The organism is Methylobacillus pratensis (assembly GCF_054072455.1).
Map to the genome: position 1 here is coordinate 23367 of NZ_JBSUSR010000001.1, position 12593 is coordinate 35959.

A 12593-nucleotide genomic window follows, 5' to 3' on the forward strand; every position below is an offset into this window, starting at 1 on the left:
AGCCAGGGATACTGTTGATTATGAAACAGTATCCCTGATCGTGGCTGAGGCTAGGCAGGCTGGTTGTTGGCGTTGGAGGCTTCTTCGTATGCCTGGTAAAGCCGGGAATAGGCGCCGCCCTGGCGGATAAGCTGTTGATGGTTGCCTAGCTCCTGGATATTGCCGTCCCAGATGACGGCAATACGGTCTGCATCGCGGATGGTGGCAAGCCGGTGCGCGATGATGATGGCGGTGCGGCCTTCGCACAAGCGGCGCAAGGCGGTCTGGATGCGGCGTTCAGTATGGATATCCACGGCAGAAGTGGCTTCATCTAGCACCAGCACGGCCGGGTTGGCGAGATAGGCGCGCACCAGGCAGACCAGTTGCCGCTGCCCGTGGCTGAGGAATGCGCCTAGCGGGCCGACTGCGGTACGGTAGCCCGCAGGCAGCCGCTCCAGCACTTCATCGGCACCCAGTTCGCGCGCGGCGGCAATCAGGGCTTCATCGCTGGCTTCAGGAGCTGCCAGGCGCAGGTTATCCAGCACCGTGCCGGAGAATAGGACGTTGTCCTGCAGCACGATGCCCACCTTGCGGCGCAAATCCTGCTGCGCATACTCGCGCACGTCCTGGCCGTCGATCCTGACCGCGCCCGCATTGACCTCATAGAAACGCGTCAGCAACTGTACCAATGTGCTTTTGCCATGGCCGGTCGGCCCGACAATCGCCAATACTTCGCCAGGATGGATGTCGAGGTTGAAGCCGCGGATAACGGGCTTTTCCGGCAGGTAGCCGAAAATGACGTTGTCGAATTCGACCTTGCCGGATTCCTGCTTGGGTGTCGCAGGCGTTGCCGGGTCCTGGATTTCAGGCTCGGTATCCAGCATCAGGAAGATACGCTGCGCCGACGAGGCACCGGAAGTGTAGCGCTCGAACAAATCGTTCAGCTCCTGCAGCGGGCCGAGGAACAGCTGGACATAGAACAGGCTCTGCGCGAGCTGGCCGACCGTCATTTCCTGGTCCGCGATGCCGATACCGCCCACCATGAGCAGGAAGGCCATGCCGACCGTGCTGAGCACCTGCGTCAATGGCAGGAACCAGCTTGACTTCATGGAGCCCCTGATAAGGATATTGTTGAAGTCTTCCAGCAATCCGCGATAACGGCGCGCATTGCTGGATTCGTTGACCGTCTGCTTGAGGATGCGCACGCCGGAGACGGTTTCCACTAGGTGCGCGGTAAAGCGCGCGCGCGCTTCGGCGACACGGCCCCAGATTTTCTCCGAGATGCGCTTGAACAGCCAGGTGCCCAAAATCAGGAAAGGCACGATGCTGGCTAGGGCTAGAAACAGTTTGGGCGAAATCCACCATAGGGCGATCGAGGCCACGACCAGGCGCAGCAACGCCGAGAACAGCTCGGGCGGGCCTTGCACCAGCAAGGGCTCCAACGTATCGATATCGCGGTCGGCGCGTGAAATGATGCGGCCGGCCTTGGTCTGGTCGAAATAGCGCACGCTCAATGCCTGCACATGGCTGAACACGCGGATGCGCAGCTTGTTGAGGATGTCGATGGCCGCCGTGCCGGCGAGGTATTGCGAAAAGCTGCCCAGGCTGAAGCGCAATGCCCAGCTCAAGCCGGTGGCGACCGACATCCAGACCAGCAGCGGGGTATTGAGGACGATGCCTTGCGCGGTCTGGATGAAGCCGTTGTCGATCACCTCGCGCAGGAACCACGGGCGGATGAAGATCACGCCCACCAGCACGATTTCGAGCAGGATCACGGCGAGAATCCGGCCCTTCACATCCTGCAGCAACGGCAGCAGACGCCAGAACATGCTGCGGTCCAGCTTTTTGCGCGCGAATGCCTGTTCCAGCTCGATGTCATTGAGCGGCTTGTCGCCGCGGAAATCATTTGCCATGGCTGACTCCCAGCAGGTCGCGGTATTGCGCATTGGTGGTGGATAAATGCTCATGCGTGCCTTGGTCGCTGATGCGGCCCTGGTCGAGCATGGCGACGCGGTCGGCGAGCAGGATGGTGGAGAGCTTGCTGGCAATCAGGATGACGGTGATGGGCTGGCCGTTGCTGTTGCGCAGCTGGCGGATGTTGTCCAGCACTTGGCGCTCGGTAATGGCGTCCAGCGCGCTGGTGGCGTCGTCCAGCACCAGGATGGAAGGCTCGGCGAGAAACGCGCGTGCCAGGCTGATGCGCTGCCGCTGCCCGCCGGACAAGGTGATGCCGCGATCTCCGATTCTGGTCTGCAGGCCGTCGCTCAGGCGGTCGAGCACTTCCGTTGCACCCGCTTGCTCCAAGGCTTGCAGGATTTGTTGCTCGCTTGCCTCCGGCTTGGCTAGCCGCAGGTTGGCCTCCAAAGTGTCGGAGAACAAGAAACTTTCTTGAGGAACGACATTAATTTTTTTTCTTAATTCATTTAATTTGAATGATTTTATATTGTTCCATCCTGCCCAGGGCGAGCCGATTTCCACGCTGCCGGCATCCGCATCCAGCAAGCGCGGCAGCAATCCCGCCAGGCTGCTTTTGCCGGAGCCCGTCATGCCCACGATCGCCACCACCTCGCCTGGGGCGACTTCCAGATTGCAATCCTGCAATATCGCATTGCCCTGGCCAGGGGATTGAATGCCGACATGATTCAGCCGGATGCCCAATGCCCCTTCTGGAACGGAGTCGGCGCCTGAGTTGATCGTCGGCTGCTCGTCGAGCAGTTCCCAGATGCGTGCGGCGGAGGCGCGCGCATCGGCGAAAATCTGGATCACCCGGCCGATGCCCTCGATGCGGAACACCAGCGCATTGGCGACCAGCATCGAGGCAACCAGTTCGCCGATATTGAGCGTGCCTTGCTGCACCAGGTATGCCCCCGCAGCCAGGATCCAGACATGGCTCAAGGCAACCACGGTCTGTGGCAGGGGAATACGCGAGGCGGCATAGGCCAGTGCGCTGCGCGCGTTCTGCATGAAGCTCTGCACCAGCGTCGTGAAAACCGCGACGCGCTGCTGTTCCAGGCCGAAGGACTTGATGACTCGCACGCCGTTCACTCCTTCGCTGAGTTCCTGATTGACCGCGTCATAGGCCGCGCCTACGGCCCTATCCAGCGTCACCAATTTTTCTGTCTGGGTGACGAATAATGCAATGCCGCCCAGCGTGAATGTCAGCGTACCCAGGCCCAGCCATGGGTGATACCAGGAGAGCAGGGCGACGGAAACCAGCACCCACAGGCTGGCCTCGAACACCTGGCGCCAGAAGTTGATCAGGGCGTCGCGCACCTTGTCGGCATCCCGCGTGGTGCGCGTGACCATTTCGCCCATGCCGTGCCGCCAGTGGTAGGCGAGATCCAGCCGTTGCACCTGGTGCAGGATGCGCTCGCGCAGGATGGTGAGCAGGTCTTGGCCGATCACCAGCGACATCAGGCCGCCGATATACTGCAGCACTCCGCGTGCCGCAGCGACCGCGAGCAGCAGGAGTATCCAGTGCAGCGCTTGTGAATATTCCAGGCTGCCATCCGCCAGCCTGGTAATGGCATTGCCGCTCTGGACATCGTTGACCGCTTGGCCGACCAGCCATAGCTGCCACGCCATGCCGATATTGACGAGGGTGAACAAGGCAGCGGTCAAGGCAAATTTGTATGGCATGTAGCGATACAAAAGCAGGCAGCGGATGAGGGGGTATTGCTTCATACTGATTGAGTGCTCGTGGTTTAAAGATACGAATAATTTGGCAGGACGCTCGATTGCATTGATGTCGCTAGAGCTCAATAAAAGAAACAGCCTGTTTCCAGGCTGTTTCTTGAACAAAGTTGTACAGTGTTTAGGTTAGTTGACTGAAATTATTAGAAGCGGTAGGTCAAGGACGCGCCTATCGTTCTTGGGTTGCCCCAATACACAGTGTTGCCAGAGATGGCGGTGCCTGCAGGAGCACTTGCTGGTAGGGCGTGGTAGCGGTATTCCTTGTCGAACAAGTTGTTGACGTAGCCGGTGATCTCGATCTTGTCGTTCTTGGTCAAGTAGCTTACGCGTGCATTCACCAAGGTGTAGGCGCCCTGGTTCAGCAAGTCGTTGTTTTGCGGTACGACAAAGAAATACTGCTTGCCCAGATAGCGTGCATCGGCTCCCAGCAATATCCTGCTGCCGTTTTCCAGTGGGATATTGTAGGTGCCGCGCAATTGGGCGCTCCAGCGTGGGGCGCGCACGAACTCGTTGCCATCGTGGTTGCCGCCGCCATTCTGGATGTCGAACTTTTCGAACTCGGTCTTGAGTATGCCGATATTGGCATTCAAGTGCAGGTTATTGGTCGGCAATGCCTCGACTTCGAATTCGGCGCCCTTGACGCTGGCTTTTTCCACGTTCTGCAAGTAGGAAATCGGCACGGCAAGATTGGTACCCACGACATTGACTTGTACATTGCTGTAGTCGTAGTAGAAGGCATTGGCATTGAAATTCAAGCGGCCATTCAACCATTCGGACTTATAGCCGATTTCGTAGGCGTTCAATTCTTCCGGCTTCAATGTATTCAATGCCAGTGGGTTGGCGGCAGCGGTATTGTAGCCGCCGGACTTGATGCCGCGGGAGAACTTGAAGTAAACGCGGTCAGTGTCCGTGATCTTGAATTGCGGGGTGATGTCGTAAGTAAAAGCGTTCCAGCGCTTATCACGTGCGTCGGTGAAAGTCCCGGTACCGCCAATGCCCCCATTATATGAACTCCACCATGATCCATAGTCAGACCAGCTGGTATCCGCGCCGGTGCCGATTTGCGCATTGCTACGGCGATTGAGGTCATATTCCTTTTCCTCAGTCGTCCAGCGTGCGCCAAGTGTGGTGTCGAATTTGTCGGTAAAGTTATAGGTAGTGCTACCGAAGATAGCGTAGCTTTCGGTTTTGTGAGACAAGTCGCTGCTATTGAAGGTTGGAGCCTGGGAAGAGCCTGCCAGCTGCGGCACAACACCATTGGGCAGTCTTGCAGCTGCCGTGAAGGAGTCGATATCCTCCTTGAAATAGAAGAAACCTGTCAGCCAATTCCAACGGTCTTCACGAGGGGACGCCAGGCGGAACTCCTGCGTCCATTGCTTGCTTTTCGCATCCGTGTAGCCGCGGCCGATTTCCAAAGGGGTATTATCTGAATCGCTGAGCGTCTCGGCCTTGTAATCAGCATAGGCAGTGATCGATGTCAGTGTAAGTTTGCCAATCTGCCAATTGACGTTCAACGAAATCCCGTTTTGTGTGACATCGCTGCTATCTTCCGCATTGCTGCTGACATGGTTGATATTCCGGCTAGGTCGGTAGCCATTGCGGAACTCGCCTGTCCGGCTGTATACCGTACCGACGTTGCCGTCGGTTTTGTACTTGCGGTGGTAAACGTTCAATAAGGCATCGAGGTCAGGCGTCAGCGCAAACAACAATTGGCCGCGAATGACCGAGTCTTCAACGCCGCCGCTGGTTTTACCATTGAATTGGTTGCTGAAGCGGCCATCGAGGTCCTGGTTATAGAAGGAAATACGGCCTGCGATGCGCTCGTCGACGATAGTGCCTCCCACTGCGCCCTGGATTACCTTGTCACCGAAGCTGCCGTAATCCACCTTGGCATAGCCTTCAGGATTCTCCGAGAAGGTAGGTTTCTTGGAAACGATATTGATAGCGCCGCCAGTCGTATTCTTGCCCCAGAGCGTGCCTTGCGGGCCGCGTAAGACTTCCACGCGTTCCAGGTCGAAAATGGGGATACCGGTGGCGCTGGCATTGCTGATGAATACGTCATCAATATAGAAGCCGATGGGGTTGGGGAAGTCCAGCTGCTGCTGGCCTGCGCCCACGCCACGGATCCACCAGCGTGGCCGGCCATTCTGGATGGTGCCGGCTGACGAGTTGGGAACGTTGTTCAGAATTTCGCCTGCAGAACGGCCTATGCCTCTTTGCTGGAATTCTTCGCCTCCCAATACCGAAATGGCGGTTGGTACTTCCTGCGCATTTTCTTCACGGCGTTGGGCGGTCACCACAATGCTGCCAAGGGATGATTCGACATCCTTTGCTTCGGCAGGAGTGGTTTCTTCGTTGTTTGATGCTGCTTGTGTCGTAGCGGTATCCGTGGCTTGAGGAGTTTGCTCATCGGCCGCAAATGCGGGAGCGATAAAAAAACTGCCTGCAAATGCGGCGGCTACGGCGATTGTGAGTTGTCGTTTGACAAATGGGCTTGGGACCGACTCCGTTGGCAAGGTCGTGCTTTTCCTGGACATTGAATTTTCCTGCTAATAATGAAATGAATGGCCCAGCGCATTGCTGTGCACAGGCAAAACTATCGGCAGGATTCGTGCCAGTACTTTTTTTCTTTATGTAAATATCTTAACCAATTGAATTATATTGGAAATTTATTTTTCTCTTATTTTTGTATCAGTAGCGCTGTTGTTTTGGGAGCAATGCCAGATGTTTATTTTTAAACAAATGTTGTTTTTCAAGCAGCAATTGCGAGCGACAAGTCAGGATATGTTTGTTTTTCAGCAGAGGCAGCATGGCTTATTGAGGAGATTGTTGATTTCTGGTCACTGATATTGAGAGTGTTTATCGTAATTTTTTAGCAGTTGTAGATAGTAAATTTCATATAAAAAATAATAATTTGGTAAATTTATTTTATAAAATAGATTAATTTTTAAATATCGTGGCCTTATCCTGCTTAAGTTGATGCTGGCATAGTGCTTGCGAATGAATGGGTTCAGATGACTTGTGGTTAAGGATGTATATGGCACAGAACCCAGCAGAACCAATTCGCCTCTGGTACACCCGTTGCGGTGCCGCCACGGCTTCCGCATTGGCGATCCGCCAAGGCTGGCTGCAGGCCGAGTTTGCCCAGGACGGCACTATCCTCAACTCGCTGCGCGATTCTGACAGCCTCGAGTTGCGCAACGCGCATTTTCATCATAAGCAGTCGGGTTTGTTCCGCGAGGGCGGGAATATCCCGCCGATATGGGCCAAGGGGACCGGCCAGGATACTGTGGTCGTGGCGATTACCTGGCTCGATGAGTATCAAGGCATTATTGTCAAGGCGGATAGCGATATTCATGAGCTAGCCGACCTGAAGGGCAAGCGCCTGGCTATCCCTGACCACGCCGGCGCTGTCATCGATTTCCAGCGTGGCGCCGCGCAGCACGGTTTTGCCACCGCCTTGAAGCTTGCCGGGTTAGGGCGCGAGGATGCGCACTTCGTCGATATCAAGGCGGAAAATTACGATACGCAGCAAGGCCCGAGAATCTCGCGTGAATACCGGCACGTTGAGCTGGATGCCCTGGACAGCGGCGAAGCGGATGCGATTTTTGTCCGGTTTGCCCGCGGCTATCAACTGGCCAAGAATCCGTTTTACCGGCAACTGCTCAATATCAACGACCTGGCAGATCCCTTGTTGCGCGTGAATAACGGTACGCCTCGTCCGGTGACTGTCGACCGTGCCTTCCTTGAAAAGCATCCCGATATCGTGGCCCGCTACTTGGCCGTCCTGCTCAGGACAGCCGCCTGGGCCGCCGAGCACCCCGCAGAGGTCCTGAATCTGTTGTTGCCTGAAGGCCGGGCTGCCTCTGCCGAAGATGTGGTCGGCTCGCATGGCAAGGATGTGCACCTGTCGTTCACCCCGTCATTATCCGAGGAATATATCCGCGGGTTGGAAGTGCAAAAGGACTTTCTGCACGAGTGGGGCTATTTTGCGGACGATTTCGATATCAGGGATTGGATAGTCCATGAACCCTTGGAAGCCGCCAGAAAACTGGTGGAAGCACAACCGAAGTTTGCCAATTTCCCTGACAACATAGCTGCTTAGCAGCGGTATTTAATTTTTAACTGGAGGATGTGAAATGAGTGAAAACCTATCCGAAATCGACTTGGTGTCTTATGTGGACGAAGCCAAGGCCGATGCGATCCATGCATTCAACGTATTGCGCGAGAACGGCACCTTGTCCGCGAGCCTGACCTTCCATATCTCCCACAAGATCCCGGGCCACGACAATCTTTTGCATATCCGCTTCCCGGGCGGGCTTGCGCGTGACCAGACCCCCAGCCTGCGTATCAGCAAGTTCTCCGAGGAAAGCAGCCATATCCTGAACGAGTCGCGCCTGGATGCGGACACCGCCATCCATATCCATACCAACTTCCTGTCGGCATGGTCGCTGGCGCACAAGCCGTTCCCAATCCTATATGTCGCCGCGGCCCGCCATTTGCTGGCGCGCGAAATTCCCAACCACCTCGACCGTACGCGCAGCGTTCTGGATGTCATCAAGGAGCGCTTGGATAAGCACCCTGAACTGGCACCTCCGCCAGCCTTGCTGGAGTCCAACGGCGGCGTCAATTTCTGGGGCAAGGGCATCATCCGCACTTCGGAGCTGATCCTGTTCGTGGAAGAGGCCGCGCGCTACCAGGCGATCGCCGAGCAGATCGGCGGCGCCCAGCACTACACGCCAGGCGCGCTGGAAGTGCAGTGGAAGCGCACCGGCTTGCTGGAGAAGGCCAAGGCCTACAGCGGCCGTTATCTGGAAGATATCGTCTAGGCTTCAACCTCGCGACATAGCCGGGCTAGGGTCAATAGGCCTCGATGCCCGGCTTTTTATATTTAAGAGAGCCTCCATATGAGTGACAACAAGCGCCAATTGATCCTGAACGTATTCCTGCTCCGCTACGGGCACCATCCTGCGGGCTGGCTGCATCCGGTCTGGAAGGAAAACGGCCGCCCGGACTTGCAATGGTGGATACGCGCCGCGAAGATCGCGGAGGAGGCGAAGTTCCATACCTTCTTCGTGGCCGATTTCATCGGCCGTTCAGGCGAGCTGACGCCGCAGGCGGCCAAAAACCCGTCCAACTTCCATTTCGAGCCGTTCACCTTGCTTTCCGCGATTGCGACGCAGACCAAGAATATCGGCCTGGTCGCCACGGTCAATACGAACTTCTCCGAGCCCTACAACATCGCCCGGCAGTTTACCTCGCTCGACCATATCAGCGGCGGTCGCGCCGGCTGGAACGTGGTGTCGTCCTTGAATCCCGCCACGGTGAAGAATTTCGGCATACAGGATAATCGCTCGCACGAGCAGCGCTACGATCGCGCGGAAGAGTTCGTCAACCTGGCCAAGGCGTTATGGGACAGCTGGGACGACGATGCATTCGACCATCCCGACAGGCACGCCGGCAACTTCTATGACCTGGCATCCGCACACCCGGTGAGCTTCAAGGGCAACTATTTCTCTTCCGAAGGCTTGCTCGATTATCCAAGGCCGATCCAGGGATATCCCGTATTCGTGCAGGCGGGCAATTCGGATACCGGCAGGGAGTTTGCCGCGCGCGTGGCGGAAATGACCTATAGCTCGGCAACCTCGCTCAAGGTGGCGCAGGATTACTATGCCGACGTCAAGAGCCGCATGGCGAAATACGGCAGGGCGGAAGACCAGCTCAAGATTACCCCGGGCCTGAACGTGGTGGTGGCGGAAACCGACCAGGAAGCGCAGGACAAATACGGCGAGCTGCAGGAGCTGGTGGATTTCAGCGACCTGGAATTCGGCGGTTTCGACCTTTCGCAATATCCCCTGGACGGCCCGTTGCCGGACTTGCCTTACGACGCGGGCGAGAACGGGCGCGGCCGCTTCCAGCAGCAACTGGAGCTGGCCCGACGCGAAAACCTCACCATCCGCCAACTGGTGCTCAAGTTCCGGGTGGCGCGCGGCCATATCCAGGCCATCGGCTCGGTAAAAACCGTGGCCGACTTGATCGAGCAATGGTTCGTCGAGAAGGGTGCGGACGGATTCAATGTTGTGCCGCCTTACTCCATCAAGGGGCTGGAGGACTTCGCCCGTTTGGTCGTGCCAGAGCTGCAGCGCCGCGGCATCTTCCAGAAGGAGTACAGCGGCAATACCTACCGCGAAAGGCTGGGGCTGGACCGGCCAGCCAATCCAAACACCCAGGCGTCGCCGGAAGCATTGCGCGCTTAAGATGAACGCCGGGAGCTGCACAGCTCCTGGTTTTAAGGCATCATTCTGCGCTTTGAACAGCGTACCTTAGAGCCGCCAACCAAGCTCGGCGATTATGGCTAGCCGTCCTACCAAAAGCAGCAGTACATGTAGTACGGCAAGGCAGGGCCACAACGCCGGCAGGGTTTTGTTAACGGCTCCTGGGCAATGAGGGAATCATGCCTGCTTATGAATTAGTCGTGTTTGACTGTGACGGGGTGTTGGTCGATAGCGAGAAAATCACCAACCAGATATTTGTCGACGTATTGAACGAGGAAGGCATACCTGCCCGGATCGAGGAGATGGCCAGGCATTTTGTCGGCCATTCGCTCGAACAGTGCATGGACATCATCGCCCGCATTTATGGCCGCCGGCCGGGTGCGGATTTTCTTGCCCGCTACCGGCCCAGGCGCGATGCCGCATTGCGCAACGGCTTGCAGCCTATCGCCGGCGTAGAGCAGGTGTTGCGGCAGCTACAGTTGCCGCACTGCGTGGCTTCCAACAGCAGTGCCGCCAAAGTGCATGAAATGCTGGATATCACCGGCTTGCTGCCTTATTTCAACGACAGGATATTCAGTGCCGCAGACCTGGGCAGGCCGAAGCCGGCGCCCGACGTCTATCTCAAGGCGGCAGAAAGCCAGGGAGTCAAGCCTTCCGCCTGCTTGGTAATCGAGGATACCGATGTCGGCGTGGCGGCGGCGGTCGCCGCCGACATGCGGGTATGTGCCTATACCGGCACCATGGCAGCCGACAGATTGCTGGAGGCAGGCGCGGAGCGGACGGTGGATGACATGCTGCTGCTGTCTGACATCATCAGGCGTGGTTTAGACGGATAGGATAAACCGTAGTTTTGCACAGAAAGCGTTGTTGAAAATGGACCGGATGAAAATGTGGCAACCTAATGCTGAGTAAAAATGAACTTTATTGAAAAATTAGAGAAATCCTGTGAGGAAAGCAATTCATTGTGTGTAGCTCGACCCTGACTTGTTCTGGTTTCCTGAGCACATTTAAAAAGCCAAACAGACGCGATATTTGGCTTTTTAAAGAACATTGTCGACGCGACTCATGATATTGGGGGGGCTTTAAAGCCGCAGAGAACTGGCCAAGGCAGGCCAGACTGAAAACGGCACCGGCTTGATTATCAGCTCTTCACGGGCAATCCTATATGCTTCCCAAGACCCCGATTACGCTGAGGTCGCGCGCTCCGTGACAATCGATTTGAAAGACAGCATTAATCTTTACAGGTCAAAAAAGAGTCCGTAACCAAGTCTTGTTTAATCGAGAGATGGCTGCTTATTGAGTAGAAACTGTTTATTTTGGAGCAACTGTTTATTTTGGAGCAACTGTTTATTTTGGAGCAAATTAAAGGGCTAAAGTGTTTTTATATAAACAGTTCGGGCCGCGAATATGCCTGCCTCAAGTCCAGCATTAAAATCCCGTGCAATATGAATCTGTAAAATAAGCTAAAGGATTCAAACCTCTGTAAATTCCCATAAAATAATTATGGGAATTAAAGGCGAATGGCATGGTTTCTGCGATAAGGATAATGATCTAAGTAGAAATATCGCGGAGATATGCATGACAGTTAAATTTTTCTGGCAAGCGCCGACCTCAGGGGATGGGCGCTATGCCGACGCCGAAAAACGCATCCGGGGCGAAAGGGCCGACAGCCGGCCTTATTTCCTGCCGGGCGTGACCGACCCTCGCGGCCAGCGGTTCAATTATTTCGACCATTTGCACCAGATCGCCAAGGCGGTGGAACTGGCCAAGTTCGACGGCATCAAGGTCAGGAACGATCCTGAAGGCGACGAATCCTGGATCGTCGCCGGCTACCTCAGCCGCGCGACGCGCTACCTGACGGTGCTGGCCGAGTTCGACGCCTCGCGCGGCTCGGCGGTTTATGCCGCCAAGAACGCGGTGAGCTACCAGCGCTTTACCGAAGGCCGTTTTGCCTGGCAGATCGGCGTGGAGCCCGATGAGGCGAAGCGCAGGCAGCATGGCGACTTCGCGGCGCAGGCGGACTTGTATCCAAGGGTGGAGGAGTTTGTCACCGTGGCCCGCAACGTCATCACCACGACCGGGTACGACTTCGACGGCCGCTTCTTCCAGGTGTTGCAAGGCGGCTTCCAAGGGCCCCTTTCCGGTCAGAAGGTTCCTCCCATCTATCTATCCGGCGAGACGAACGAGGCATACGCCCTCTCAGCCAAGCTTGCCGATGTGCATGTGCTGGAAGCGCAGCCTCTGGACGAAGTCGCAAAGAAAATCTCGCTTTTACGCAACCTGGCAAGCAAGCAGGGCCGTACATTGCAAATCGGCCTGCGCGTCGATGTCCTGGCGCGCGAAACCGAGGAAGAAGCGGTATTCGACGCCAAGCGTTATGCCGAACAGACCGACCATAAGGCCGATGACAGTAATACCGCAGGGTTGTGGCAGGGCTTGACCACAGCCAGCACCGGCGCAAGCGCCGCCCTGGTCGGCAGCTTCGAGCAAGTTATGGAACAGCTGGCCGCGCTGGCGGAAGCGGGCGTCGAGCAGTTCATCCTGGGCGCCGTCCCCAGCCTGGAAGAGGCCTACCGCATTGGCGAGAATGTCCTGCCGCCGCTGCGTTCCCTGATAAATGGCGCCAGCCAGCGCGCAGCCTGATAG

The 12593-nt window shown here is 56.5% G+C and carries 8 protein-coding genes; 5 read left to right on the forward strand and 3 right to left on the reverse strand.

What is annotated here, in order from left to right:
* Positions 1–50: 50 nt before the first annotated feature.
* The 3 genes from ACW4YW_RS00125 to ACW4YW_RS00135 form a co-directional block, all read right to left on the reverse strand.
* A complete protein-coding gene (locus ACW4YW_RS00125; RefSeq protein ID WP_457135694.1) occupies positions 51–1892 on the reverse strand; it encodes an ABC transporter ATP-binding protein in 1842 nt (613 codons plus the stop codon).
* Complete coding sequence (locus ACW4YW_RS00130) at positions 1882–3663, reverse strand: ABC transporter ATP-binding protein (protein ID WP_457135695.1); 1782 nt, start codon at positions 3661–3663, stop codon at positions 1882–1884. The genes ACW4YW_RS00125 and ACW4YW_RS00130 overlap by 11 nt, the downstream gene beginning before the upstream one ends.
* 152 nt (positions 3664–3815) lie before the next feature.
* Entirely contained in the window at positions 3816–6209 is a 2394-nt protein-coding gene (locus ACW4YW_RS00135) for a TonB-dependent receptor (protein WP_457135696.1), read from the reverse strand.
* A gap of 500 nt (positions 6210–6709) precedes the next feature.
* On the opposite strand from ACW4YW_RS00135, the gene ACW4YW_RS00140 reads away from it, so the two are divergent.
* The 5 genes from ACW4YW_RS00140 to ACW4YW_RS00160 all read left to right on the forward strand — a co-directional run bounded on the left by ACW4YW_RS00140 (position 6710) and on the right by ACW4YW_RS00160 (position 12590).
* On the forward strand, positions 6710–7777 hold the full coding sequence (locus tag ACW4YW_RS00140; protein WP_457135697.1) for an ABC transporter substrate-binding protein: 1068 nt from the start codon (positions 6710–6712) through the stop codon (positions 7775–7777).
* A gap of 34 nt (positions 7778–7811) precedes the next feature.
* Entirely contained in the window at positions 7812–8501 is a 690-nt protein-coding gene (locus tag ACW4YW_RS00145; protein ID WP_457135698.1) for a class II aldolase/adducin family protein, read from the forward strand.
* A 78-nt stretch (positions 8502–8579) separates the two neighbouring features.
* A complete protein-coding gene (locus ACW4YW_RS00150; protein WP_457135699.1) occupies positions 8580–9929 on the forward strand; it encodes an LLM class flavin-dependent oxidoreductase in 1350 nt (449 codons plus the stop codon).
* A 197-nt stretch (positions 9930–10126) separates the two neighbouring features.
* Positions 10127–10783, forward strand: coding sequence for an HAD family hydrolase (locus ACW4YW_RS00155; protein ID WP_457135700.1), 657 nt, complete (start codon positions 10127–10129; stop codon positions 10781–10783).
* A 742-nt stretch (positions 10784–11525) separates the two neighbouring features.
* On the forward strand, positions 11526–12590 hold the full coding sequence (locus ACW4YW_RS00160; RefSeq protein WP_457135701.1) for an LLM class flavin-dependent oxidoreductase: 1065 nt from the start codon (positions 11526–11528) through the stop codon (positions 12588–12590).
* Positions 12591–12593 lie beyond the last annotated feature (3 nt).

Bases quoted from the DNA above. Each gene is read 5' to 3' on its own strand.
- ACW4YW_RS00140 (WP_457135697.1), top strand. From the start codon at position 6,710: ATGGCACAGAACCCAGCAGAACCAATTCGCCTCTGGTACACCCGTTGC.
- ACW4YW_RS00150 (WP_457135699.1), top strand. From the start codon at position 8,580: ATGAGTGACAACAAGCGCCAATTGATCCTGAACGTATTCCTGCTCCGC.
- ACW4YW_RS00135 (WP_457135696.1), bottom strand. From the start codon at position 6,209: ATGTCCAGGAAAAGCACGACCTTGCCAACGGAGTCGGTCCCAAGCCCA.
- ACW4YW_RS00145 (WP_457135698.1), top strand. From the start codon at position 7,812: ATGAGTGAAAACCTATCCGAAATCGACTTGGTGTCTTATGTGGACGAA.
- ACW4YW_RS00160 (WP_457135701.1), top strand. From the start codon at position 11,526: ATGACAGTTAAATTTTTCTGGCAAGCGCCGACCTCAGGGGATGGGCGC.
- ACW4YW_RS00155 (WP_457135700.1), top strand. From the start codon at position 10,127: ATGCCTGCTTATGAATTAGTCGTGTTTGACTGTGACGGGGTGTTGGTC.
- ACW4YW_RS00125 (WP_457135694.1), bottom strand. From the start codon at position 1,892: ATGGCAAATGATTTCCGCGGCGACAAGCCGCTCAATGACATCGAGCTG.
- ACW4YW_RS00130 (WP_457135695.1), bottom strand. From the start codon at position 3,663: ATGAAGCAATACCCCCTCATCCGCTGCCTGCTTTTGTATCGCTACATG.